The sequence below is a fragment of the Microbacterium sp. Leaf159 genome (genome assembly GCF_001423615.1).
In the GTDB taxonomy this organism is placed as follows: domain Bacteria; phylum Actinomycetota; class Actinomycetes; order Actinomycetales; family Microbacteriaceae; genus Microbacterium.
Genome location: NZ_LMOU01000001.1, coordinates 2770870 through 2795789, shown reverse-complemented (window position 1 = coordinate 2795789; position 24920 = coordinate 2770870). Strand labels below are relative to the sequence as shown.

Annotated in this window: 24 protein-coding genes; 7 read left to right on the top strand and 17 right to left on the bottom strand. The window is 68.3% G+C overall.

Features of this window, described 5'->3' with window-relative positions; all coding sequences use genetic code 11:
- Positions 1 to 156: 156 nt before the first annotated feature.
- On the bottom strand, positions 157 to 1143 hold the full coding sequence (locus tag ASF80_RS13255) for a LacI family DNA-binding transcriptional regulator (protein WP_056311453.1): 987 nt from the start codon (positions 1141 to 1143) through the stop codon (positions 157 to 159).
- Between the two features lie 104 nt (positions 1144 to 1247).
- Between ASF80_RS13255 and ASF80_RS13250 the strand changes: the two genes are divergently transcribed.
- Together ASF80_RS13250 and ASF80_RS13245 are read left to right on the top strand one after the other, a co-directional pair.
- Positions 1248 to 2369 carry a glycoside hydrolase family 172 protein gene (locus tag ASF80_RS13250; RefSeq protein ID WP_056311450.1) on the top strand — a complete coding sequence of 374 codons (1122 nt, stop codon included), beginning with the start codon at positions 1248 to 1250 and terminating at the stop codon, positions 2367 to 2369.
- Positions 2366 to 3490, top strand: coding sequence for a Gfo/Idh/MocA family protein (locus tag ASF80_RS13245; RefSeq protein WP_056311448.1), 1125 nt, complete (start codon positions 2366 to 2368; stop codon positions 3488 to 3490). The genes ASF80_RS13250 and ASF80_RS13245 overlap by 4 nt, the downstream gene beginning before the upstream one ends.
- 14 nt (positions 3491 to 3504) lie before the next feature.
- Here ASF80_RS13245 and ASF80_RS13240 read toward each other — a convergent pair whose 3' ends face one another.
- The 11 genes from ASF80_RS13240 to ASF80_RS13190 form a co-directional block, all read right to left on the bottom strand.
- Positions 3505 to 4398 (bottom strand): carbohydrate ABC transporter permease, encoded by an 894-nt coding sequence (locus tag ASF80_RS13240; RefSeq protein WP_235559972.1) that lies wholly within the window; start codon positions 4396 to 4398, stop codon positions 3505 to 3507.
- A gap of 13 nt (positions 4399 to 4411) precedes the next feature.
- On the bottom strand, positions 4412 to 5338 hold the full coding sequence (locus tag ASF80_RS13235) for a carbohydrate ABC transporter permease (RefSeq protein ID WP_056311444.1): 927 nt from the start codon (positions 5336 to 5338) through the stop codon (positions 4412 to 4414).
- 79 nt (positions 5339 to 5417) lie between these two features.
- On the bottom strand, positions 5418 to 6782 hold the full coding sequence (locus ASF80_RS13230) for an ABC transporter substrate-binding protein (RefSeq protein ID WP_056311442.1): 1365 nt from the start codon (positions 6780 to 6782) through the stop codon (positions 5418 to 5420).
- A 156-nt stretch (positions 6783 to 6938) separates the two neighbouring features.
- Complete coding sequence (locus ASF80_RS13225; RefSeq protein WP_056311440.1) at positions 6939 to 8090, bottom strand: DUF4185 domain-containing protein; 1152 nt, start codon at positions 8088 to 8090, stop codon at positions 6939 to 6941.
- 151 nt (positions 8091 to 8241) lie between these two features.
- Positions 8242 to 9939, bottom strand: a complete 1698-nt coding sequence (locus tag ASF80_RS13220; RefSeq protein WP_056311438.1) for a long-chain-fatty-acid--CoA ligase — start codon at positions 9937 to 9939, stop codon at positions 8242 to 8244.
- Between the two features lie 103 nt (positions 9940 to 10042).
- Positions 10043 to 10912 carry a dihydrodipicolinate synthase family protein gene (locus ASF80_RS13215; RefSeq protein WP_056311436.1) on the bottom strand — a complete coding sequence of 290 codons (870 nt, stop codon included), beginning with the start codon at positions 10910 to 10912 and terminating at the stop codon, positions 10043 to 10045.
- Positions 10909 to 12564, bottom strand: a complete 1656-nt coding sequence (locus ASF80_RS13210) for a tripartite tricarboxylate transporter permease (RefSeq protein ID WP_056311434.1) — start codon at positions 12562 to 12564, stop codon at positions 10909 to 10911. The genes ASF80_RS13215 and ASF80_RS13210 overlap by 4 nt, the downstream gene beginning before the upstream one ends.
- Positions 12561 to 13106: a tripartite tricarboxylate transporter TctB family protein gene (locus ASF80_RS13205; RefSeq protein WP_056311432.1), complete on the bottom strand. Its 546-nt coding sequence runs from the start codon at positions 13104 to 13106 to the stop codon at positions 12561 to 12563. The genes ASF80_RS13210 and ASF80_RS13205 overlap by 4 nt, the downstream gene beginning before the upstream one ends.
- A gap of 79 nt (positions 13107 to 13185) precedes the next feature.
- Positions 13186 to 14154: a tripartite tricarboxylate transporter substrate binding protein gene (locus ASF80_RS13200; protein ID WP_056311430.1), complete on the bottom strand. Its 969-nt coding sequence runs from the start codon at positions 14152 to 14154 to the stop codon at positions 13186 to 13188.
- Positions 14155 to 14341: 187 nt separating this feature from the next.
- Positions 14342 to 15007: a GntR family transcriptional regulator gene (locus tag ASF80_RS13195; RefSeq protein WP_056311428.1), complete on the bottom strand. Its 666-nt coding sequence runs from the start codon at positions 15005 to 15007 to the stop codon at positions 14342 to 14344.
- Positions 15008 to 15112: 105 nt separating this feature from the next.
- The gene (locus tag ASF80_RS13190; protein WP_056311425.1) at positions 15113 to 15553 is read right to left on the bottom strand and encodes a DoxX family protein; all 441 of its coding nucleotides are present in this window, start codon (positions 15551 to 15553) and stop codon (positions 15113 to 15115) included.
- Positions 15554 to 15759: 206 nt separating this feature from the next.
- Here ASF80_RS13190 and ASF80_RS13185 point away from each other — a divergent pair, with 206 nt between their 5' ends.
- Positions 15760 to 16404, top strand: coding sequence for a Pr6Pr family membrane protein (locus ASF80_RS13185; RefSeq protein ID WP_056311423.1), 645 nt, complete (start codon positions 15760 to 15762; stop codon positions 16402 to 16404).
- Positions 16405 to 16463: 59 nt separating this feature from the next.
- Here ASF80_RS13185 and ASF80_RS13180 read toward each other — a convergent pair whose 3' ends face one another.
- Positions 16464 to 17879 (bottom strand): flavin monoamine oxidase family protein, encoded by a 1416-nt coding sequence (locus ASF80_RS13180; protein ID WP_056311421.1) that lies wholly within the window; start codon positions 17877 to 17879, stop codon positions 16464 to 16466.
- Positions 17880 to 18086: 207 nt separating this feature from the next.
- Here ASF80_RS13180 and ASF80_RS13175 point away from each other — a divergent pair, with 207 nt between their 5' ends.
- Positions 18087 to 18371 (top strand): hypothetical protein, encoded by a 285-nt coding sequence (locus ASF80_RS13175; protein ID WP_235559971.1) that lies wholly within the window; start codon positions 18087 to 18089, stop codon positions 18369 to 18371.
- 18 nt (positions 18372 to 18389) lie between these two features.
- Here ASF80_RS13175 and ASF80_RS13170 read toward each other — a convergent pair whose 3' ends face one another.
- Genes ASF80_RS13170 through dnaK form a run of 4 tightly spaced genes read right to left on the bottom strand, consistent with a single transcriptional unit; the run spans position 18390 to position 22384 of the window.
- Positions 18390 to 18821: a heat shock protein transcriptional repressor HspR gene (locus ASF80_RS13170; RefSeq protein WP_056311417.1), complete on the bottom strand. Its 432-nt coding sequence runs from the start codon at positions 18819 to 18821 to the stop codon at positions 18390 to 18392.
- A 59-nt stretch (positions 18822 to 18880) separates the two neighbouring features.
- A complete protein-coding gene (locus tag ASF80_RS13165) occupies positions 18881 to 19870 on the bottom strand; it encodes a DnaJ C-terminal domain-containing protein (RefSeq protein ID WP_056311415.1) in 990 nt (329 codons plus the stop codon).
- A gap of 7 nt (positions 19871 to 19877) precedes the next feature.
- Complete coding sequence (locus tag ASF80_RS13160) at positions 19878 to 20519, bottom strand: nucleotide exchange factor GrpE (RefSeq protein WP_056311413.1); 642 nt, start codon at positions 20517 to 20519, stop codon at positions 19878 to 19880.
- 2 nt (positions 20520 to 20521) lie between these two features.
- Entirely contained in the window at positions 20522 to 22384 is a 1863-nt protein-coding gene (gene dnaK, locus ASF80_RS13155; protein ID WP_056311411.1) for a molecular chaperone DnaK, read from the bottom strand.
- A 179-nt stretch (positions 22385 to 22563) separates the two neighbouring features.
- On the opposite strand from dnaK, the gene ASF80_RS13150 reads away from it, so the two are divergent.
- The 3 genes from ASF80_RS13150 to cobA all read left to right on the top strand — a co-directional run bounded on the left by ASF80_RS13150 (position 22564) and on the right by cobA (position 24906).
- Complete coding sequence (locus ASF80_RS13150; protein WP_056311409.1) at positions 22564 to 23280, top strand: tyrosine-protein phosphatase; 717 nt, start codon at positions 22564 to 22566, stop codon at positions 23278 to 23280.
- Between the two features lie 112 nt (positions 23281 to 23392).
- Positions 23393 to 24133, top strand: a complete 741-nt coding sequence (locus ASF80_RS13145; protein WP_056312126.1) for a sirohydrochlorin chelatase — start codon at positions 23393 to 23395, stop codon at positions 24131 to 24133.
- Complete coding sequence (gene cobA, locus ASF80_RS13140) at positions 24130 to 24906, top strand: uroporphyrinogen-III C-methyltransferase (protein WP_056311408.1); 777 nt, start codon at positions 24130 to 24132, stop codon at positions 24904 to 24906. The genes ASF80_RS13145 and cobA overlap by 4 nt, the downstream gene beginning before the upstream one ends.
- Positions 24907 to 24920 lie beyond the last annotated feature (14 nt).

The following is a 24920-nucleotide window of genomic DNA, read 5'->3' as shown; positions in this document are numbered from 1 at the left end:
CGCGATGTCCGCCCCGAAGGTGCAGCGCATGGCGTCCTCCTTGAAACCGATGCCCATGATTCTGAAATCTCCCGCAACTGTACGCGAAATCGATTTCAGCGCGCAAGAAGATGACGCGACGATTCCCGCACGACCCCGTCGAGTCGCGGAATCCCGTCAGACCCTGACGATGCTCGCCGGTTGGATCTCGTTGCGCAGGACCACCGTGCGCGAGGGCTGAGCATCGCCCCCGATGCGTTCCAGCAGCATCCGCGCCGCGGTCACCCCCATGTGCCGGGCGGGCAGTCGCACCACCGTCACCGCAGTCGGTGACAGCGTGGTGAACGGCAGCGATCCGATCACGGCGACACCGATCTGCGGCGGGGTCAGACCGTGCTCCGTCAGCACCTGGATCGCGCCGACGCCGATGAGGTTGTTGCCCGCGACCACCGCATCCGGCGGCTCGGGGAGGGCGAGAAGCTCCTCCATCGCCTCGCGCCCGCCGTCGACGCGGAACGTGGCGAAGCGCTCGAGCTCGTCGAGATCGAGGCCCGGCCGTGCCGCACCGAGCGCCGCCCGCCAACCGGCGGCTCGCTCGGCCGCCGTGTCGATGTGCTCGGGTCCGCCGATGTACGCGATGCGTCGATATCCGGCGCCGAGCAGGTCTTTCGCAGCCGATGTGCCCGCCGCCCTGTTCGCCATGACGACGCCGTCGATGTCGTAGGTCGTGCTGCGGTCCACCGCGACGACGGGCCGACCGGTCGCGAGGATGCTGTCGAGGTTCGACGTCTCGTCGGCGGTCGCGATGATGATGCCCGACATGTGCTCGGCGATCGCGATGCGCAGATACGTCGCCTCCTTCTCGACCTGAGCGTCCGAGTTGCACAGGACGACCGAGTAGCCGGCTTCCGATGCGACGTCCTCGACGCCGCGGGCCATCTCCGTGAAGTACGGGTTCTCGATGTCGGGGATGACGAGCGCGATGACCTCGGAGCTCTGGCGACGGAGCGTCCTGGCCGTCCGATTCGGCGTGAAGTTCAGCGTCGCCGCAGCGGCGCGCACCGCGGCGACCTTGTCTTCAGAGACGCTCGTGCCGTTGAAGACGCGCGACACCGTGGCGGGAGAGACCTTCGCCAGCTCCGCGACGTCGTAGATCGTGGCCATTCGAACCTCACTGCTTCGTCCGGCAACGCCGGATCTGAAGCAACAGTATCGCGCACGCATCCCGTCTATGGCGTTCTCTTCTGAAATCGATTACATTGGCGGCCATGACTTCTGCTCCCTCCGATCTCGCAAACCTCGCAGCGCTGCGAAGCGTGCAGACGCGCTCCATCTCTCCCGAGAACTTCGACGGATCCGCTGGGGGCGGAGGCCGGGCGACCGAGGGCACGGGCGCCACGTGCGCACGAGACCTCGGCCCCGGCTGGAAGATCTCCCCCAGCGTCGACGTCAAAGCCGGCGAGACCTTCGACCTCGCGAACATCGGAGGCGCGGGCAAGATCACGCACATCTGGATCACCACGCACACCGACAACTGGCGCACCCTGCTGCTGCGCGCGTACTGGGACGGAGCCGAAGAGCCGGCCGTCGAGGTGCCGTACGGCGACTTCTTCTGCAACGGGTGGGGCGTCTTCGCCCAGGTGAACTCGCAGACGATCGCGGCGAATCCGCACGGCGGCTTTAATTCGTACTGGCCGATGCCCTTCAAGGACGGCGCACGGCTGACGATCGAGAACACCTCTGTCGTGGACGTGCGGATCTACTTCCAGGTGACCTACGAGATCGGCGGCGACTACTCGAACGACGCGTACTTCCACGCCCAGTGGCGGCGCTCGAACCCGCTCGAGGATCTGACACCGCACGTGATCCTCGAGGGCATCGAGGGCCAGGGCCAGTACGTCGGCACCTACATCGCCTGGGGCGTCAACTCCAACGGCTGGTGGGGCGAGGGCGAGATCAAATTCTATCTCGACGACGACACCGATCACCCGACGATCTGCGGTACCGGTACGGAGGACTACTTCGGCGGAGCCTGGAACTTCGACATCCCCGGAGAGGGATACACCGCGTTCTCGACCCCGTACCTGGGAATGCCGCAGGTCATCAGGCCTGACGGCCTGTACGTGAGTCAGCAGCGCTTCGGCATGTACCGCTGGCATCTGCTCGACCCGATCCACTTCGCGACCGGCATCCCGAAGGTCGACATCCAGGCTCTCGGATGGCGGAGCGGTTGGCGCTACCTGCCGCTGCGCGACGACATCGCCTCGACCGCTCTGTTCTACCTCGATCGGCCCACTGCCCGGCGCCCCCGGACTCCCTCGCCCGACGACCTGGAGGTCCACCTAGGCACCGCTCCGGTGCCTGACCTCGGGGCCACTCCTCCGAGATGATCGACGTCCTCGTCGTCGGGGCCGGATTCGGCCGCGACTTCGTGCCGCTCTATGCGCTGCATCCCGAGGTGCTGCGCGTCGGCCTCGTCGAGCCCGACGCGCAGCGCCGGGCGGCGGTGTCGGCTGAGCTCGGCGTGGATGCGGCCTACTCGTCGCTCGACGAGGCTCTCGCCGCCGGCGACTGGGATGCGGTGCATCTGCTGTCGCCTGTGCGGTTCCATGTCGAGCAGACCCTGCAGGTGCTCGCGTCGGGTCGCTCGTGCGCGAGTGCCGTCCCGATGGCGACGACCCTCGACGACATCGCTCGCGTGATCGATGCCGCATCATCCTCAGCCGGTCGCTACATGATGATGGAGACGGCCCTGTATCAAAGGGAGTACCTGCACGCGCTGCACCTGCGCGAGACCGGCGCCCTCGGGCGGCTGACATATCTCAGCGGGGCGCACATGCAGGATCTCGACGGATTCGCTTCGTACTGGATGGGCTACGCCCCCATGGAGTACGCGACGCACATCGTCGCCCCGCTGCTCGGCATCGCCGGCGTCACGGCCCGCAGCGCGCGCTGCCTGGGTTCGGGCACACTGCGCGCCTCTCACCGAGGCGCGAATGGCAATCCCTTCCCGCTCGAATCGGCGCTCTTCACCCTGTCGGCGCCCGAGCCGCTCGTGGTTCAGGTCACCGTGTCGTTCTTCGAGAACGCACGCTCCTACACAGAGGGGTTCAACGTCTACGGCGAGCGAGCCGCGCTGGAGTGGCCCTCGGCTGAGGGCGGCCCTGTCGTGATCCACACCGCGGGACCCGCAGACGGGGCCGGCCCCGGTCGACCTGTCGCCCGGGCGGAGCTCGCACCTCCCGATCGCCACGGCACCATGCCCGAGGCTCTTCGCCCACACACGAGGCCGCACGTCTACCGGCCGCCCGGCGGGCGACCGGCTGTCGAGCTGCAGGCCTGGCACGGCGGCTCGCATCCGCACCTCGTCCACGAGTTCGTCTCCTCCGTGACGGACGGGCGCCTGCCGGAGATCGACGCCCGCCGCGCCGCCGGTGTCACCGCGCCGGGCATCGTCGCCCACCTGTCGGCGCTCCGCGGTGGTGCGGAGCTGATGATCCCGCAGTACTGAGCCCGCGCAGCGCCCTACTTGAGACCCGCCATCTTGATGTTGCCGATGATCTGACGCTGGAAGATCAGGAAAAGGATCATCACGGGTGCGGCGGCGAGCACGGAACCGGCCATGAGCAGGCCCAGCTCGGTGGTGCGCTCGGAGCGGAACGTCGCCAGGTACTGCTGCACGACGAATCGCTCGGGTGTGGTGATCGTGAGGATCGGCCAGACGTAGGAGTTCCAGTATGCGAGGAACGCCGTGATCCCCATCACGACGAACGGCGGCTTGGAGAGCGGCAGGAAGATGCGGACGAAGATCGCGAAGCGGCCGCACCCGTCGAGCATCGCGGCCTCTTCGAGGCTCGCAGGGATGTTGAGGTAGAACTGGCGGATGAAGAACACCGTCCCCGCGCTCGCAGCCCCGGGGAGTACGAGCACGGCGAGGGTGTCGAGCATCGACAGCCTCGTCACGACGATGAAGCTCGTGAGCAGGATCGTCATCCCGGGGATGAACATGGTGGTGATGACGATCACCCAGAGCGTGCGCTGGAAGCGGAAGTCGAGTCGCGCGAAGGCATAGGCCGCGAGCGAGTTGACGGTGAGCGTGAGCAGGGTGAAGAGCACGGCACCGCCGAAGGTCCACAGCATCGTGCGCGTGAACGTCGGGTCGGCGAGGATCTGCGCGTAGTTCTCCCACCTCCACACCTCGGGGAAGAACTGGAACGGCGTCTGGATGACCTCGGTCTTCGACTTGAACCCGGCGATCACCATCCAGGCCAACGGGAAGAGCGCAGCGACGAGGAAGACCGCACCGGCGATGAACTTGCCGATCACGGTCACCCACGAGCCGGGGGTGCGCGGAAGGCGAGCGCGGCGCGACGGCTCCTTGCCGGCGAGCACGATCGCCCGCGTGGTGTCTACGGGCATGACGGCGACCATCTCAGTCCACCAGCCTCTCGGAGTTGACGAACTTGAAGACGATGGCCGAGACCGAGCCCAGCACGACGAACATCACCAGCGCCGCGGCGATCGAGTAGCCGACGTTGATGTCGTTGCGGAAATGATTGAAGATGAACAGGTTCGGCAGGGTGGTGGAGTCCAAGGGGCCGCCGCCCGTCATCACGAGAGGCAGCTCGAACTGCTGGATGGCCGCGACGAACCCGGTGATCAGCAGGTAGAGCAGGATGTTCTTCATCTGCGGCAGCGTGATGTACGCCGTCTTCTGCCACCAGTTGGCGCCCTCCATCGCGGCGGCCTCGTAGAACTCGGTGGGGATGTCGACCATGGCCGCCACCATGATCAGCGACGTGAGTCCCATCCCGAGCCAGATCGCGGGGATGGCGATCGCGAGCAGCGCCCATTTCGGGTCGCCGATCCACGCCACCGGGTCGATCCCGAACGACCCGAGCACCCAGTTCAGCAGTCCGCCGGAGTAGTCGTACATCAGCACGAAGATGATCGACGTGATCACGGACGAGATGATCGTGGGGATGTAGATGCTGACCTTGAGGATGCCCGCGAACCGTCGCGAGACGCTGACGACGAGGCTGGCGAAGAGGAACGCCAGAAGGAGCATCGGGGGCACCGTCATGAGGACGAACATGAATCCGCGTCCGACCGAGGCCCAGAACAGCGGGTCGTTCAGCACCGCGATGAAGTTCCGGAGCCCGACGAATTCAGGCTCCTTGTAGAAGCTCCAGTTCTGGAAGGAGAGGAATCCCGCGTAGATCGCCGGCCAGATCACGAAGATCGCGAGCAGGGCGACGAGCGGGAGAAGGAGGAGGTAGGCGACCTTGGTGTCGCGGTGTCGGCGGCTGTTCGCCCTCGCCCGCAAAGCGGGCGGGCGCTCGGTGACTGCACTGACCATCGTTGGGTCCCGTTTCTGTCGTCAGCGGACGCTGACCGGGGGCGAGCGGACGAACCGCCGCCCACCCCCGGTTCGCGCTCTACTCGCTGGGTGCCTTGTCGGCGAGCCCCTCGCGGTCGATGACCGTCTGGATGGCGTTGTTCGCCGTCTCGATCGCGGCATCGGGCGACGCGGACCCCTTCATCACCGACTCGAAGGCCGTGCCCACAGCGAGAGACACGTCCCACGGGTAGGTCGGCTCGGGGATGGCGTTCGGCGCGATGTCGTCGACGATGACCGTCGACCAGGGCGCGTCGGCCGCGGCCGGATCGGCGGCGACGGCATCCTGCACCGACTGGCGCACCGGCGCCTTGGTGAACTGGGTGTCGACGAAGAACGGCACCAGGTTCTCCGGATCTCCGGCGATCGCCCAGGAGAGGAACTCTCCCGCCGCCTCGGCGTTCTTGGTCTTGGCGTCGACGACCCATTTGAAGTTGCCGAGCGTGGTCGCGGTACGACCGTCGGCTTCGGCGGAGTTCACCATGGGTCCGATCCCGGTCAGACCGAGCACATCCGGGTAGTCCGAGCCGATCTCCGACAGCATCCAGGATCCGGAGACCTTGAAGGCCACCTTCTGCTCGCCGAAGTCCTTGCCTCCGCCGTAGTCGGCGAGAGGCTGCTTGGGCATGTAGCCCTTGTCCCACAGCGTCTTGTACTGCTCCATCATGTCGCGGTACCCCGCGTCGTCGATGTCGGCCTTGGTCCAGTCGTCCGCGAGCGCGGTGTGGCCGGCGAAGTTGTACTGCTGGCCGACGGTCGACCAGGCGAAGGTCGCCGCGTCCTGCGCCGGGGAGATGCAGTACTGCCCGTCGGCGAGAGTGGGCTGGATCTTGGCGCACGCGTCGAGGAGTTCGTCCCACGTGGTCGGCCCTGAGGTCGAGTCCACGCCAGCCTTGTCGAGCATGTCGGTGTTCCAGAACAGAACGGCCTGAGGCTCGAGCAGCAGCGGGTAGGCGTAGTACGTGCCGTCGACCTCCGAGACGGGCTTCGCCGCGTCCGAGATCTCGGCGAGCGCGTCGGCGGGCACGATCGAGTCGAGCTCGTGCAGCTGTCCGGCATTGACCGCGTCCTGGATGCTGCCGGGGTGCGTGTAGATGTCGGGCGCCTTGCCCGCCGCCTGCGCGGCCTTCATCTTCTGGTCCCACGCGTCGCCCGGGACCTGGGTTCCCACGACCTTGATCTCATCCTGTGACTCGTTGAACTTCTTGATGATGCCCTCGTACCACTCGTTCTCCACCGGCGTGAAGTTGCGGTGCCAGAACTGGATCGTCGTGACGCCTTCCTCGTCGCCGCCGCCCGCCGCTTCGCCGGGGGTACCGGATCCGCAGGCCGCGAGCATCGCGCCGACCGACAGTGCGCCGATGGCGGCGACCGCCGCCCTCCGTGTGCGTGTGGTGATTCTCATTGGTTCCTCCTCAGGAACGGACTCCTCATCGAGTCGCTGCTGTGTGCTCGGCTCTTCACCGAAGGACACCGGCCGTGCCAGACGATCCACGGTGACCGGGTATGCGCCAGAGTAGGCGAAATCGATTTCATGCGCAAGAGATCCGGAGCGCTCTCGTCACTCGGCGCGTTCCAGATCGACGGAGAACCAGAACACGTTGTACGGCCCCCACAACGAGAGCGCGAAGTGGATGCGGCGTCCCCCGTCGGTGACGTAGCGCGGGTTCAGGTACGGCGAGTACAGACCCTCGTACTCGCTTCCGGACACGAGCTCGATCGGCTCGCCCCACGGCCCCCAGGGCGTGATGCCCTCACGGATGTACGCGTTGCCGGCGTCGGAGTAGGTCATGATCCAGCGCTCGAGGTACGTCGACCACATCACCGAGAGCTCCCCGATCGTGCCGTCGACGATCGTCTTGGCATCCGCCATGTCGCTGCTCCATCGGGGCGTCTCGCCATCGACCCCCGCGAAGTAGGAGTACGCGGACTGGTCCTCGACGGCGGCCTCGGTGGCCGACACACGCATGAGCTGCACCCCACCGAACCGGCCGGACGGGATGGACCAGAAGTAGATCCAGTCCTCTCCGCCCTCTGACACCTCGGCCGTCGCGACCTGCACGAAGTTCGAGTCTCCGGGCCATTCCACGCCCTCGACCGGTGACCAGCTCTCGCCGCCGTCACGCGAGACGATCAGAGCAGCATGATTGGCGTCCCAGGCGCCGGGCTCGCCCCAGAACTTCACCGACATGTAGGAGACGTAGATCGTCTCGCCGATCGCGAACCCGTAGGTCGGGATCTTCGTGACCTCTCCTCCCGCTCCGTTGGCGTCGTGATCCCCCTCGATCAGAGCGGCGGCCAAGCCGATGTCGTCCTCCACCCACCCCTCGAAGTCGATGCCGTCAGTGGGGTCGTCATCGGTGGTCCAGGCCGCGACGTTCGACCGCCAGAACCCTCCCTGACCGCCGATCGACTCGGGATCCCGCTCGCCGAAGGTGTCGCCGAAGAAGAAGAACGTGCGGTCGCCGACGTTCGTCATCGACCCGAGGTCGGTGCCGGCCACCGAGACCGCTGCGGTGTCGTTCATGGCGTCGGGGCCGGTGAGCTGCGCGATCTCCGTGAGGTTCGACACGCCCTCGAGCACGAACGGCTTGCGGGGATCGGCATCGACGCTCACGCCGCCACCGCCCGAGCAGCCGGCGAGCGCGAGAGCCAGGATGACGGATGCCGCGATGGCGATGCGACGACGTGATGCGGATGGGACACGGGGCATGATCCTCCTCGATCAGCGGACTGTGTGCTCCCGAACCTAGCGAAATCGATTTCAGAAAACCAGGGCCAAAGCGCTCTCTGCGTCATCCGCGCCGGCACGATTCTCGCGAGAACGCCCGACACCGCCCCGCGACCGCGACCGCGACCGCGACTCAGCCCGCGAGCATCCGATCCCGCACCTGACGGCGCAGCACCTTGCCGATGAGCGAACGCGGAAGATCGTCCATCGTGACGATGCGCTTGGGAACCTTGTAGGGCGTGAGCCTCGTGCGGCAGAAGTCGCGCAGGGCGCCGGCGTCGAGCGTCGCGCCGTCTCGGAGCACCACGGCAGCTGCGACCTCTTCGCCGCCGCTGGAGCGCGGAAGACCGACGACGGCGGCCGCGAGCACGTCCGGGTGCGCCTGGAGCGCATCCTCCACCTCGCTCGGCGACACGTTGAACCCGCCGGTGATGATGAGCTCCTTCAGGCGGTCGACGATCGTCACGAAACCGTCTGCCGACACCTCGGCGATGTCGCCCGTGCGCAGCCACCCGTCGGCGAGCAGCACGTCGGCGGTCTCTCCCGGCCGACGCCAGTATCCCTGGAACACCTGTGGGCCGCGCACGAGAAGCTCTCCCCGCTCGCCCACGGGAACGTCGGTGTCGGTGTCTGCCGGATCCACCACGCGGATCTCCGTACTCGGGAACGGCACGCCCACGGTTCCGGGGCGGCGACCGCGCCCCATCGGATTGCCGAGAGCGACGGGCGAGCTCTCGGTCATGCCGTAGCCCTCGACGAGGAGGCCGCCGGTCGCCTCCTCCCAGCGCTGCACCGTGGCCACAGGCAGACTCATCGCGCCCGAGATCGCGAATCTGACCGTCGACAGGTCGATCGTGCCACGCGATGCCGCCCGCGCCAGCTGATCGTAGATCGGCGGCACGGCGGGGAGGAAGGTCGCAGGACTCGTGCGCGCCGCCTTCGTGACGAGGTCGAGGTCGAACGTCGGGAACAGCACCAGCTTCGCGCCGATGCTCATGGCGAAAGTCAGGCACAGCGTCATGCCGTAGGCGTGGAACAGCGGCAGCACCCCGTAGAACGTCTCCTCGCCGGCGACGAGCCCGGGCACCCAGGCCTGACCCTGCATCGCGTTGGCCCGCAGATTCGCGTGGGTGAGGATCGCCCCCTTCGGGACACCCGTCGTCCCGCTCGTGTACTGCAGCAGCGCGGTGTCGTCGAGAGTCGGGGCGTCGACGCGGCGGGAGAGCGCGCGGTGGTCGACCAGCTTCTTCCAGGGCAGCGCTCTTCGCGCCTTCGGGGTGCTGGTCAGCTTGGCCCGCGATGCCCGCGCCTTCGGGATGGGCAGCCGCAGCAGGAACCGCTGCGAGGCGGGCATGGCCTCCGTCAGATCGACGCTCACGATGTGCTCGACCCGCAGGTCGGCGGGGAAGTCCGCGATCGTGTCGACCGTCTTGTCCCAGACGATCGCGACCTTGGCGCCGTGATCCTCGAACTGGTGCCGCAGCTCCCTGGCCGTGTAGAGCGGGTTGTGCTCCACGACGATCGCGCCCAGGCGGAGCGCCGCGTAGAAGGCCACGACGTGCTGCGGGCAGTTGGGCAGCACGAGCGCCACGCGGTCACCCTTGTGCACGCCGAGACGTCGCAGTCCCTCGGCGGCGCGCAGGATCTGATCGCCGAGCTCACGGTACGTCGTGACGGCGCCGAAGAACTCGAGAGCCGGTCGACGGGCGAACGTCCGGACGCTCGCCGCCATCATCTCGGTCAGCGTCTGAGACGGGGTCTCGATGTCCGCGGGGACACCCTCCGCATAGGAGTCGAGCCATGGCCGGGAGTCGTACGGGTTGACGGACATGAACCCATCCTCCCCCGTGCCGGCTATGAGAACCACCGGCAGGGAGAAGGCGGCCCGACCGAAGCCACGCCGCCCACCCCTCCCGGTCTCTCCGGCCGCTCTCCTAGCGGTGCGCGGCCACCACCTGGGCGACGGCCCGGCGTTCAGCATCCGTCGGCTCGGCGATCGCCATGCGGCAGTGCGTGTCGACGACGTCGAGCACCCGGTACGCCTCCTTCATGCGCGCCATGTCCCCGCCGATGAGCGAGACGACGTCGTCGACCGCGGCCTGGGCGGCGGCGATCGCGTCGGCATCGCCCGAGCGGCCGGCGTCTGCCAGGGCGCGGAACGGTTTCGGCGTGACCGACGAGACCCCCGAGACGACCCCCTGCGCGCCCACCTGCACGGCGGCGATCAGGTCGCGGTCGGCACCGGTGTACAGATCGAAGTCGGCGGGGACCGCGGCGCGGTAGGCGGCGATCTCGTCGAGCGAGAGCTCGCTGACCTTGGCACCCACGATGTTGGGCAGCTCGGCGAGGCGTGCGAGAAGCTCGACCGAGACCGGGTTGCCGCTGCGCGCCGGATAGATGTAGACGTAGAGCCGACCGTCGCCGATCGCGTCAGACAGCGCCGCGAAGTAGTCGTAGATCGAGTCGTCCGTCGCCTTGAGGTAGTACGGGGTGAGGGCGGCGAACTCCGTCGCACCGAGGCCCTTGGCGATCTCGACCAGACGCAGCGCCTCGAACGTGCTGGGCTGGCCGACATGCACGACGACGCGCATCCGGTCCTTCAGCTCGGCCAGCGCGGCCTCGACGATCGCCGCGAATTCGGTCGCGTCGACGGCGGGGAACTCGCCCGTCGTGCCGAGGACGAAGGCGCCCTCGTTGCCCGACTCGGCGACGAACCGGAAGATCGCTCGCGACCCCTCGAGGTCGAGTGCGCCGTCGCTGTGGAAGGCGGTGGGCACGGCGGTGAGGATGTCGTAGCGGGTCACTTCTCGTTCTCCTTGGAGTTCTTGCGAGCCTTGCGGGCGGCGCGGGCTGAGGTGTCGACGTTGCGCACGGTGGAGGTGAGCAGGTCGGGGTCGGCGGCGAGCTCGCCGTGCGCCTTCTCGATCTGCTCGCGGCTCTCGGCCTGGAGGATCGAGTCCTCCAGCGAGGCGCGCTCGGCACGGGGCGTGCGGGCGGCGCGGATGGCCGGCATCACGATCGACAGCACCGCGAGCACGAGAAGCACGATCGCGATCGGGCTGACGACCTCGAAGAACGGTCGGGTCGGGAGGATGGCGAGGGTGCGGGCCAGGTTCTCCTCGGCGAGCGGACCGAGCAGCAGGCCGAGCACGATCGGGCCCGCGGGCACCTGCATCCGCTTGAGCAGCACTCCGATCACACCGAAGACGAGCATCGTCACGACGGTCGACAGGCTGTTCGAGGTGGCATACGTGCCGATGATGCAGAAGATCAGGATGCCGCTCCACAGGTACGGCTGCGGCACGTCGAGCAGCTTCACCATGCCCTTCATGCGCACGAGGCTCAGGCCGAGCGAGAGCAGGGTCGCGACGAGCATGATGCCGACGATCGAGACCACGAGGTCGGGGCGGTTCGTGAACAGCGTGGGTCCGGGGGTGATGCCCCAGATGATCATCGAGCCGATCATCACGGCCATCACCGAGTCGCCGGGGATGCCGAGCGCCATGGTGGTCGTGAGCGAACCGCCGAGCGTGGCGCTCGATGCGGTGTCGGAGGCGGCGACGCCCTCGATCGATCCCTTGCCGAACATCTCGGGGTGCTTCGACGCCTTGCGCGCGCGCTCCCAGCCGATGAGGCCGGCGATGTCGCCACCCGCCGCCGGGATGAGACCGACGCCGAGACCGACCGCGCCGCCGACCGCGGTGGCTCGTCCGCTCTGCTTCAGCTCCGAGCGATTCGGCCACCAGCGACCGAGGCTCGAGATGGGGCGCACGTTGCTCTTGCGGTAGGTGAGCAGCTGGTCGAAGAGCTCGGCGATGCCGAAGAGGCCGATGATGACGGCGATGAAGTTGACGCCCTCGACCAGTTCGAGCACCCCGAACGTGAAGCGCTGGTCGGCCGTGGCGGCATACGTCCCGACGGTGCCGAGCATGAGGCCGAAGAGACCGGCGAGGATGCCCTTGAGCATCGACTTCGACGAGATGCCGATCATGATCGAGATGCCGAAGACCACCAGCGCGAACAGCTCGGGCGACTTGAAGTAGTCGCGGGCGAAGCTGGCGATCGGCACGGCGGCGACCGCGAACAGCACCAGAGAGGCGAGGATGCCGACGGCCGACACGATCGCCGAGATCGTCAGCGCGAGTCCCGCCCTCCCCTGCTTGGCCATCGGATAGCCGTCGAGCGTGGTGGCGATCGACGCAGGCGTGCCGGGGGTGTTGATGAGGATCGAGGGCACCCGGTCGCCGAAGTTGGCGGCGACGTAGATCGTCAGCAGCACGGCGAGGCCCTGCACGGGCTCGAGCGTGAGCGTGAATCCGGCGGCGAGCGCCACGGCCATGGTCGCGGTGATCCCGGGGAAGGCGCCGACCATGAAGCCGAGCAGGAGCCCCACCAGCATGTAGAGCAGGATCGAGATGTCGAGGAGCGAGTTCAGCCCCTCCATGAGCGCGTTCACAGCGGGATCCTCAGGAGCATGCCGAACACGACGTAGACGAACGCCGTGACGGAGACGGAGTAGATGATCAGGCTCAGCCAGCGGCGGTGACCGTAGAGGAGCATGAGGGCGGCCATCAGCACGGCTGCGGCGATCGGGAAGACCTCGATGCGGTAGCCGAAGAGGATGACGGATCCGAGCGACCACACGGCGATGAAGGCGCCGGCGATCGCGAGGGTGGCGATCACGCGGACCGTGCCACCCGGCTGGATGCGATCGAGATCCTCACGGCCGGGAGCGGGTCGGGTGATCGCGATCGCGAGGATGGCGAGGGAGATGACGACGGCCGTGACGGCGATGACCATGGGCCAGAAGCGTGCGTCGATCTGGCCGGGGAGCGCCTCGCGGCGCAGCGGGATCTGGGTGGCGAGGAACAGGTAGCCGGCGCTGAAGGCCAGGGAGACGACCCCGAAGACGATCTCGAGCGGTCTGGACGCCGGTGCGCCCTGGTGTTCGTCCTGATCGACCCTCTCGACCGAGGGGGTGGAATCGGCGTGGGACATGGTTCTCCTTCCCTGGTCTGACGTGCGGCGGGGATAGTGCGGGGCCGGCGATGAGACCGGCCCCGCGTTCCCGGGCCGGTCAGCCCAGGAGGTCCTTGAAGAGGTCGAACTGCTCGTCGACGAACGTCGTCCACTCGGCCGAGTCACGGTAGACCACGAGGTTGCCGGCGTCCTTCTGGAACTGCTGGTAGGTGTCGGACTCGACGGCCTCCTTGACGGCGGCCTCGAGCTCGCTCTTCACGTCGTCCGGCAGGCCCTTCGGGGCGTAGATGCCGCCCCAGCCGCCGAAGACCACGTCTTCGCCGATCGCCTCGTCGACCGTGGGCACGTCTTCGGCATCGGGGTGACGCTCGTCGTTCATGACACCGAGGATGCGCACGGCCTCGCCCTGCGCGAGTGCTTCGCCGAGTCCCGACACGGCGGCGACCGTCTCGCCGGAGGCTGCGGCTGCGACGGCCGTCGCTCCACCGTCGTACGGCACGGGCGTGAAGGTCGAGTCGGTGGCATCGCCGAGGCCGATGGTCGCGGCTTCCCAGATCGAGCCCGCACCGGAGTTCGCGACCGTGACGGCCCCGGACTTCGCCTGGGCGACGAGGTCTTCCAGCGACTCGATGCCGCTGTTCGCTCCCACCGTGATGACGCCGGGAGCGAGCATGATCTGGCCGAGGAGGTCGAAGTCCTCCGGCAGCACGTTCGCGCCCTGCGTCGTGTTCAGCATGGCGATCTCGACCGGCGCGAAGCCGATCACATAGCCGTCCGGGTCCTGCGCACCGACGTACTCCATGGCGAGCGCCCCTGCGGCACCCGGCATGTTCTCGGGGATGACGCTGACGCCGAGGATCCCCTCGAGCTCGGTGGCGAGGGCGCGAGACGACAGGTCGGACCCGCCGCCGGGGTTGGCCTGGATGATCAGGCGGATGTCGTTCTCGGGAAAGGCGGATGCCGCATCCTCACCCTCTTCGACCTTGGTGCAGGCCGACAGGACGAGAGCGGTGGCGGCGACGGCCGCGATCGCGGCGGCCGCCCGGGTGATGCGCATGCGGGGCATCTTTGCTCCTCTACGTGGGTCGACCTTGTTGTCGACATCCCGACCGTAGCAGTGTTGACTGTTAACAGTCAACACTCAGAGCGACGATCCGAGGCCTGCTGATCGAAGCCCTGCTGATCGAAGCCCTGCTGACCGAAGCTCTGCTGGTCGAAGCTCTGCTGATCGAGGCGGGCCCGCCGGCTCGCGATCAGGTCGGCCGGTCGGCGAGCTCGCTCAGCATCCGATCGCGGGCGCCGTCGAGATGCGCGGTCAGCACCGCGGCCGCCTCCTCCGGCGTGCCGGAGCGCATCACGTCCATGAGCTTCATGTGGTCGTCGGATGACTCGTGGAGGTCGTCATCGTGGTTGATCGTGACCTCGAGGAGGGAGGCGAAGGTCGGCAGATACTGGCTCCAGGCCCCCTGCAGTCGCGGGTGGTCGGCCAGCGCGTAGATCTCCGAGTGGAACTGGAGGTCGGCGGCGACGAAGGCCGCGTGATCGCCGACGTCGGCCGCAGCCCCCATCCGCCCGACGGCGGCGGCCATCGCCGCCCAGCGCGCGTCGTCGTCGACCCTCATGGCCCGCGAGAGCGCCAGCTGCTCGAGAGCGCCCCGCAGGCTGTACAGCTGGTCGACGTCGTCCTGCGAGAGTCCGGTGATGTATACGCCGCGCGGGCGCTGCACCTCGACGAGCTTCTCGAAGCTGAGCTGGGTGAGCGCGTCGCGGATAGGCCCTCTGCTCACCGAGAACTCCTCGGCGAGCGCCTCCTCGGTGATCCGCGCGCCGGGTGCCAGCTCTCCGCGGACGATGCGCTGGCGCAGGACCTGCGCCACCTGCGCGCCGAGGGACTCTCCGCGCTTGACGGTCTCTGTCACGGTGACCTCCTGTTAACTGTTGACAGGATACACACGGGTGAGACAGCAGAGGGAGCGCCGCGACGACGCTCCCCCTCTCGGCTTTCGCTGAGCACGGCCTCGCAGTCAGCTGAGCCAGGCCGGCACGCGACCGCGCAGGAACGCGCCGTCGAGCGAGAAGCGCCCGGCGCCGGTGAACGCCAGCGCGAGCGCGGCGACGCCGAGCACCGCGACGAACTCGTAGCCGCCCTCGCCGACCCAGAGGCCGGCGGGAAGGTGCACGGCGAACAGTGCCACGACCATGTCGACGGCGAGCAGGATGCCGACGGGGCGCGTGAAGAGGCCGAGCGCCAGCAGGATTCCGCCGATCAGCTCGATGAACGCGACGACGGGTGCGGCGATCTCGGGCAGAGGCACCCCCATGCCGGCGAAGCTGCCGATGGTTCCGGGGATCGTGTATTCGAAGATCTTCTGCGCTCCATGAGCGGCGAAGACAGCGCCGACCACGACGCGAAGGACGAGGAGTCCGAGCGAGGTGGCGGCAGAGGGGGCGGTGGTGTTCGTCATGAGGAGATGTTCCTTCGTGGCAGGACACCGCGCGCCAGGCGCGGAGCAGGGTCGATCCCTGCTCTCACGCTAGGAAGAGCACTTTTCCATCTCCTGAATGCGGGTCGCCGCAGCCCCCGCACCCGCGGGCTTCCGTAGACTCGCCGGATGGCGCGGTTCGCGCTCGGGACGACGATGGGCGCAGCCGGGAAGGGGCAGGGGCGAAGGTGAGGGCACGATCGCTCTTCGGCGTGCTGCGCCTGGCCACGGCCACCGTCTGCACGGTCGCACTCGTGCACCGGCTGTTCTGGGGGCTGAGCTCGCGGACCATCGCCGGCGAGAACTTCTTCGCCTATCTGACCGTGCAGTCCAACTGCGCACTCGTCGTGGTGCTGCTGATCGGAGCGGTGCTGGCCTTCATCCGCGCGACCGATCCGCGGTGGTTCACCGTATCGCTGGCTCTCGTGCTCACCTGGACGATCACCGCCGGACTCGCTTTCGCGCTGATCGTCTGGCAGGCAGGTCTCCGCGGCATCCGGGTCGACGTGCCGTGGTCGGATCAGGTGCTGCACTTCTGGCTGCCCGCGTGCACGGCGCTGGCCTGGGTGCTCACGCCGGGGCATCGCGGAGTGCCGTGGTGGGTGGTGCCGACGGCGCTCGCGTTCCCGCTCGCCTGGGGTGGTGTGACACTGTGGCGCGGCCCCTCGGTGGGCTGGTATCCGTATTACTTCCTCGACCCGCGGCAGGTGTCGGGCCCCCCGGAGTTCCTGATCACCAGCGGCATCGCGCTCGCGATCTTCGCGCTGGTCGCCACCGTGATCGTGCTCGTCAGCAGGATGCGACGGCGAGGGCACGAGCGCCCCGAGGTCTGAGGGCTCCGGTCTGAGAACTGAGGTCTGAGCCGGGGCCCGCCGGCGTGCCGGGATGCCGGTCAGGCAGGCGCCGTCAGGAACGGCGCGAGCGACGCGATGGCCGCCTCCAGCGCTTTCTGGTCGTCGAGCTCGGCGAAGTCCGCCGCCGCATCTCCCCCGACGAGGCCCACCACGATGTTCTCGCCGGTCGCCGGAGCGAGGTTGATCCAGGTGCGGATCGACACGTCGCCGCCGACGACATGCCAGATCGCGGGTTCGGCGGCGGCATCCGTCTCGCCCTCCGTCTCGCCCTCCGCCGGCGGGGTCGCCGCGATGAGCGGATCGTCGAAGCGCAGCCACACGGTCTCGATGCGCCCCATGCCCAGGTCGTCGATCGCGCCGCGGTGGCCGAACGGCAGCGCCGGGGCGAACTGCAGCCCCTCGCTCTTGAGCACGCCGAGCGGCACCGTGATGAGCACCCGGTCGAACGACAGCGATTCTCCCGAGGCGATGCCGAGGCTGACCCCGGCCTCGTCGTACGCGACCCGACTGACCGGCGACGACAGGCTCAGCTTGGCGCCCTCGAGCAGGCCCTCGACGACGGGGGTCAGATCGGCGAGAGGTGCGGTGTACTCGTCGGCGGGGAGGATCGGCGGGAACCAGGTCGACGCCTCGTCGGCGTCGGCCCCGGACGATGCGGCGATCGAGGCGAGCAGGGCCGCGAGCCCGGGTTCGGTCGGATCGGCGCCGGCCGCGGTGAGCGCATCCTCGAGCGACGTGTCGGTCAGCCCCTGCTGGGCCGTGGCGATGGCGGCCTGCACGGGCTCGGCGGACACCGCGCCGACGTCGCCCTCGCTCGATCGCCACAGCGATCCGGCGATCGGCGCGGTGCGGATGTCGAGCGCGTTCAGGGAGTCGAGCAGAGCGTTGTCGGAGGCGACGAAGAGCCAGCCTCCGAGCTGCGCCGGGAACGGCCACGCCTTGTCGTCGACGACCGAGTGGATGCGGCCCCCGACACGGTCGCGCGCCTCGAAGACGGTGACCTGCAGCCCGTCGGCGACGAGTCGCGAGGCGGCGGTCGCACCGGCGAGTCCCGCGCCGATGACCGCGACGCGTTCACCCGCGTCTGCCGCACGCAGGAGCTGCTCGGCAGCCCGTTCACCCGAGCGGAGCGCGGCGGCCATCGTGCCGGGAGCCTCCGAGTCGGTCGCCTCGCCCGACAGGAACAGGCGGTCATCGATCGGCTCGGCCAGCGCGTCGCGGGCGGTCGCCTGGGTGCCCACCGGCGTGAAGCTCGCAGCTCCCAGCGCGAAGGGGTCGGTCGACCACGAGCTGCGGGCGAACGCCGCCGGGGTGATCGCGTCGCTCGTCGGCTTCGGGGTCGGCGAGCGGTCGGGCGTGGGCGACGGCGCCGGCTCGGGCGTGCAGGAGGCCAACAGGACTCCCAGGACACCGGCTCCGGCGCCGATCAGCAGTGTGCGACGCGTGATCCTCATCGTGTCGCAACGATACCGCGCGCGAATGGATGCGCGGGTGCGCCGACCCCTCCTGCACCATCCCGCATCGCGCTCGAGCTGTCCTCAGAACCGCGGGATCGGGCGCGGGCAGAAGGTGTCGGACGACACAACACTGCCATTCTGGCGCCACGCTCACAGGATGGAGTCATGACGATGAACGAGCCTCAGGTCTGGACGCTCATAGGGGTGTTCGGCGCCGCGCTCCTGGGCGGCTTCACCCTCGTGACGACCCATTTCGGCAGGGTGGTGCGCGCCGAGATCGGCCGCCTCGAGGGAACACTGACCGGCAAGATCGAAGCGCTCGACGGAAGGCTGTCCGGCCAGATCGAAGCGCTCGATGGAAAACTGTCCGGCCAGATCGAAGCGCTCGATGCGCATCTGAACGGTCGCATCGACATACTCGACCATCGATTCGACGCCCTCGACAAAGAGGTCTCGAACCTCGCAACGAAGGTGTGGCGGTCGTCTTAGCTGCAGTCGAGCGGGAGGTCAGTCCCTTCCGCCACCCGGATGCCAGAGGACGACCTCGGCAGAGCGGCGCATGCGGCGGCCGTTCGGCATCGGGATGACACCCGATGCACCGGCGGCGAACACACGGACACCGGGGCGACTCTCTCGCTCGGCTCGCAGGGCGGCATCGAGTTCCACGACGCGGCGCCGCAGCATCCGGTTCTCATCCTCCAGATCGAGGAGTCGCGCGATGGCCGGAAGGCTCATGCCTTCGGAAGACAGCTGGGCGACCTCGCGGAGCTGCTCGATGTTGCGGGTGGAGTAGCGGCGCGAGCCGCCGGATGTGCGACCGGGCACCACGAGTCCGATGCGGTCATACTGTCGCAGAGTCTGCGGGTGCATTCCCGAGAGTTCGGCGGCGACGGCGATCGCGAACACCGGGGTGTCGGCATCCATGCGCTGGTCAGCCACTGTGGATCACCTCTTCCTCGGTGTTCGCGTTCGTCATCATCGTTCTCATCGCGGTTTCTCTACCGTCGGGCCTTGGCCATGAGGTCTGCCCGCGGGTTCTCGGCGGGTTCGAGGGACTGGAACTTCTCCAGCGCCTCGCGAGCGGCCTCGTCGAGGTGCGACGGCACCGCGATCTGCAGCTCGGCGAGCAGATCGCCCGTGCCCTTCGCTGTGGTCACGCCGCGTCCCTTGACGCGCAGCACGCGTCCTGATGGGGTGCCGGGGGCGACGCGCAGCTTGACCGTGTCGCCGCCGAGCGTCGGAACCTCGATGGTCGCGCCGAGCGCGGCCTCGGTGAACGTCACCGGCACGACCACGCGGAGGTTCAGCCCTTCACGGGTGAACACCGGATGCGGTCGTACCGCGATCTGCACCACGACGTCGCCGTTCTCCCCACCGTCGGGCGAGGGGCGGCCGCGTCCGCGGAGCCTGATCTTCTGACCGTCGGCGACACCGGCGGGGATCTTCACCTTGAACGGCTTGCCGTCGTCGCCCTGCAGGCTGATCGTCTCGCCCTGCACGGCGGTGGCGAAGTCGAGCGTGGTGCGCGCCGTGACGTCGGCGCCCTTCTGGGGGCCTCCGAAGCCTCGGTACCCGCCGGACGTCTGCCCGAACCGACCGGAGCCGAACGAGCCGCCCTGACCCTGATTGAACATCGCGAAGATGTCCTCGAAGTCGGCGGACTGCTGCTGCCCGCGCCCCTGCTGCCCGAACCGGCTGAAGACGTCTTCGAAGCCGCCTGCGCCCGTGCCGCCCGCCGTGAAGCGTGCGCCCGAGCCCATCGCGCGGATCTCGTCGTACTCCTTGCGCTGTTCCGCGTCAGAGAGCACCGAGTACGCCTCGCTGACCTCTTTGAACTTCGCCTCGGCCTTCTCGTCACCCTGATTGGAGTCGGGGTGGTACTTGCGAGCGAGCTTTCGGTACGTCTTCTTGAGATCGGCGTCGCTGACGTCTTTCGAGACCCCGAGGGTCTTGTAGAAGTCCTTGTCGAACCAGTCCTGGCTAGCCATCGATCACCTACTCTGCGGGTACGGCGACGACGACCTTCGCGGGACGCAGCTCGACGTCACCGAGGCGGTAACCCACCTCGACGACCTCGAGCACCGTGGTCTTGTCGGCGCCCGGCGTGGGCTGCTGGAAGATCGCCTCGTGGCGCTGCGGGTCGAATTCCTCGCCCTTCTCGCCGTACGAGACGACACCGAGCCGCTCGACCACCGTGCGCACCTTGCCGGCGATGACGGCGAAGGGTGTGCCCTCGACCAGGTCACCGTGCTGGGCGGCGCGGTCGAGATCGTCGAGCACGGGGATGAGGCCCTTGGCGGCCTCGCCCTTCGCGCGCTCGATCTCGACCTGGCGCTGCTCTTCGGTGCGGCGGCGGTAGTTGGCGTACTCGGCCTGGAGGCGCTTGAGGTCGTTCAGCAGCGTCGACTCCAGGTCGGCGAGCACGGCATCCTCTGCCGCGGCCTCGCCGGTCTGGGTGGCGCCGAGGATGTCGTCGACCGTCAGATCGTCGGGTGCACCGTCGACCGGCGTCTCGTCGGATCCTTCCGCGGCCGCGGCCTCGCGCGAGTCGGGGTTCTGCGGCGCGGGGCCGGATGCCTGAGCATCCGACCCCTCGCTGCGAACCTCGTCGTCACCTTCGAAGTTCTTGTCCGTCATGATTACTTCTTCTCGTCCTCGTCGTCGACGACCTCGGCGTCGATGACGTCCTCGTCGGAGGAGCTGTCATCGGCCGGAGCCTCGCCCGCGGCGTCGGCGCTCGGAGCGCCCTCTGCCTGGGACTGTGCGTAGATGGCCTCGCCGATCTTGCCCTGCGACTGGTTCAGCTTGTCGAACGCGGTCTTCACGGCCTCGTCGTCATCGCCGGCCAGAGCCGTCTTGAGCGCGTCGACGTCGGCCTTGACCTCGGTCTTGACGTCTTCAGGCAGCTTGTCGTCGTTCTCGGTGATCAGCTTGTCGATCGAGTACGCGAGCGTCTCGGCCTGGTTGCGGACCTCGGCGGCCTCGCGGCGCGCCTTGTCTTCTGCCGCGTGCTCCTCGGCCTCGCGCACCATGCGCTCGATGTCCTCCTTCGACAGCGACGAGCCGCCGGAGATGACGATCGACTTCTCGGTGCCGGTGCCCTTGTCCTTGGCGGACACGTGCACGATGCCGTTGGCGTCGATGTCGAACGTGACCTCGATCTGCGGGATGCCACGGGGAGCCGGGGCGATTCCGGTGAGCTCGAACGTTCCCAGCGGCTTGTTGTCGCGGGTGAAGTCACGCTCGCCCTGGAAGACCTGGATCGCGACGGACGGCTGGTTGTCGTCTGCTGTGGTGAAGGTCTCGCTACGCTTGGTCGGGATGGCCGTGTTGCGCTCGATGAGCTTGGTCATCATGCCGCCCTTGGTCTCGATGCCGAGGCTGAGGGGGGTGACGTCGATGAGCAGGACGTCCTTGCGCTCGCCCTTGAGGACACCGGCCTGGAGGGCTGCGCCCACGGCGACGACCTCATCGGGGTTGACGCCCTTGTTCGCCTCCTTGCCGGTCTCGCGCTTGACGAGCTCGGCGACGGCGGGCATACGGGTCGATCCACCCACGAGCACGATGTGGTCGATGTCGGCGACCTTGATGCCGGCTTCGCGGATGACGTCCTCGAAGGGCTTCTTGGTGCGGTCGAGCAGGTCCTTGGTGAGGTCCTCGAACTTCGCGCGGGTGATGGTCTCGGAGAGCGAGACGGGGCCCGACTCGGTCAGCGACAGGTACGGGAGGTTGATGCTGGTCGAGGTCGAGGAGGAGAGCTCCTTCTTGGCCTGCTCCGCAGCCTCCTTCAGACGCTGCAGGGCGATCTTGTCACCCGAGACGTCGACGCCCGTGGTCTCCTTGAACTGCTTGATCAGGTGATCGACGAGACGCTGGTCCCAGTCGTCGCCGCCGAGGCGGTTGTCACCCGAGGTCGAGCGCACCTGGATGGTCGAGAAGTCGTCGTCCTTGCCCACCTCGAGCAGGGAGACGTCGAAGGTTCCGCCACCGAGGTCGAAGACCAGGATGAGCTCGTCTTCCTTGCCCTTGTCGAGGCCGTACGCGAGAGCCGCGGCGGTGGGCTCGTTGATGATGCGCAGGACGTTGAGGCCCGAGATCTCGCCGGCCTCCTTGGTCGCCTGACGCTCGGCGTCGTTGAAGTACGCGGGGACGGTGATGACAGCGTCGGTCACCGTGTCACCCAGGTACGACTCGGCGTCGCGCTTGAGCTTCTGGAGGATGCGCGCGGAGATCTCCTGCGGCGTCCACTTCTTGCCGTCGACGTCGAACGTCCAGTCGGTGCCGATGTGGCGCTTGACGGATGCGATGGTGCGGTCGACGTTCGTGACGGCCTGGCGCTTCGCGGTCTCGCCGACGAGCACCTCGCCGTCCTTCGTGAAGGCGACGACCGAGGGGGTCGTGCGGAAGCCCTCGGCATTGGCGATGACCTTCGGCTCGCCACCCTCGAGGACGCTGACGACGGAGTTCGTCGTACCGAGGTCGATTCCAACAGCACGTGCCATGTGATTCTCCTTTGTTGCTGAGGTTGATGTGGTCTGGAAATCCGGGGCGATCAGGCAAACCTGAGTCGCGATGACTCAACTGTACTCCGACCTCCGGATGCTGTCAAACAAAGTTGATATGAACTGGCTCAACTTTGGATTCCGGGTGCGGAATCAGGCCGCCGTGCAAGAATCCCCGCGTGAGCCACCCTCCCCTCGACATCCCCGGCCTCGCGAACGCGCGCGACCTCGGGGGCCTTCAGCGCCAGGACGGCACTGTCACCCCGCATGGCGTCTTCATCCGCTCCGATGCCCCTGATCTCGTATCGCCCGAGGGGTGGGACCTCCTGCGCGAACGCGGGATCGCCACAGTGGTGGACCTGCGCCGACCGGAGGAGCGCACGCCCGGTGCGCCAGGCGACATCGACGTGATCGCCGTGGATCTCGACGGAGCGGAACGCGACTTCTGGGAGCCGCTCGAGGCCGATGGGCGCTGGGGCACGCCCCTCTACTACGTGCCGCACCTGACAGACCTGCCGCATCGCATGGCGGGGGTGCTGCAGGCGATCGCGACGGCGCGCCCCGGCGGCATCCTGTTCCACTGCGCGGCCGGATGGGATCGCACCGGTCTCGTCACGATGATGCTGCTGCGCGCCCTCGACGTGACCACCGAGGCCGCGCGGCTCGACTACGCGACCTCATTCGCGAACGCGGCCGCGATGGAGGCGCTCCGCAGCAGATCGCAGCACGCCGAGGAACGCCGAGCGGTGCTGGCGCGCTTCGGTCACACACCGGAATCAGCGTTCACCGACGCGTACGAGTCGCTCGATCTCGAGGAATGGTCGAAGTCGGCGGGGCTCGACCCCGATGTCCTCCTCGCGCTGCGCACGTGGCGGAGCTCCGCGCCCGCCACCTGACCGGGCGGCTGCGCCCAGTCAGCACTGCACTGCAGTGCACTGCACATCAGCTCTCGACTCGAGGCGAGATCCTCGAAACACCGTCGTCACACGGCTCGCCTACAGTCTCAGCATGCGCCGCCCGATCCTGCTCGCCGTCTCGCACGGGACCTCGGATGCCGAGGGTGCCCGAGCCATCGCCGATCTGGTGGACGCCGTCGCAGCGGCCCTCCCCGACGTCGATGTGCGCAGCGCCTTCGTCGACGTGCAGCAGCCAGACGCGGCCGACCTCCTGCCGACGATCGAGGGTCCGGTCGTGATCGTGCCGTTGCTGCTCTCGCGCGGCTTCCACGTGCACCACGACCTGCACGGCATGGCGGCGAAGAAGGCGGATGCCGTGGTCAGCGACCCGATGGGGCCCGACCCGCGTCTCGCCGAGGTGCTGGCGGATCGCCTGGCTGCAGCATCGGCCGAGACACCCGCGGTCGATCTCGACTCCCGTCAGCCGGTGATCCTCGCGGTCGCCGGCTCCCGTGACCCGGCCTCGCTGACCGACGCCGAGGCCATGGCCTCGCTGCTCTCGCTCCGACTCGGTGCGCGGGTCGAACTCGCCTACCTCGCCGCGCGTCAGCCAGACCTGCCCGGTGCACTGCGACAGCATCCCGAAGCGGTCGTCTCGACCTATCTGCTCGCCCGAGGCTTCTTCTTCGACATGACCGCGGGCCAGGCCGACGGCCGCACGATCACGCCTCCCCTGCTCGACGGCACGATCGTGCCGCAGCCGCTGATCGACCTCGTCGTCGCCCGCTACGACGAGGCGTCTGCGCGCCTTCTCTCGACCACGGGCCCGATCGCCGAAGCCGCACGCCCATGACGAACGGCACCGGCACCGACACCAACACCGTCACAGCACCCGGCACCGTCACGCTCGTCGGTGCGGGTCCTGGTGATGCCGGGCTGCTGACCGTGCGGGGGCTCCGCGCGCTGCAGGCGGCCGACGTGATCGTCGCCGACCGCCTCGGCGCACGGGCCGTGCTCGCCCAGCTCGCCGACGAGGGCGTGCGGATCGACGCCGAGGTCATCGATGTCGGCAAGCTCCCCGGCCACCACCCTGTGCCCCAGGACGGCATCAACGAACTGCTCGTCTCGCTCGCCCTGGAGGGGCGCCGCGTGGTGCGGTTCAAGGGCGGCGACCCGTTCGTCTTCGGCCGCGGGCGCGAAGAGCAGCTGTTCTGCGAAGCCGCCGGCATCGCTGTCGACGTGATCTCCGGAGTCACGAGCGCCGTGGCCGTGCCCGGCCTCGCCGGCATCCCCCTGACCCAGCGCGGCGTCGCCGAGACGTTCACCGTCGCCAGCGCCCACGACCAGATCGAGGCGCTGGGCGGAGGGCGCGACCACACCGTCGTGCTGCTGATGGGCGTGAACACCCTCGGGCACTCCGCGCACATCCTCGCCGCGGGGGCGCGCGGCGCCGACTGCCCTGTCGCGATCATCGAAGACGGATTCGGTGAGCGCCAGCGGGTGACCGTCGGCACACTCGGGACCATCGCCCACCTCGCCGCCGCCCGGCAGGTGCGATCCCCCGCCGTCGTCGTGATCGGCGACGTCGTCGCACTCAGCCCGCACGCCGGGATCGCCCCGAGTTAGGTGACCCTCAGTCG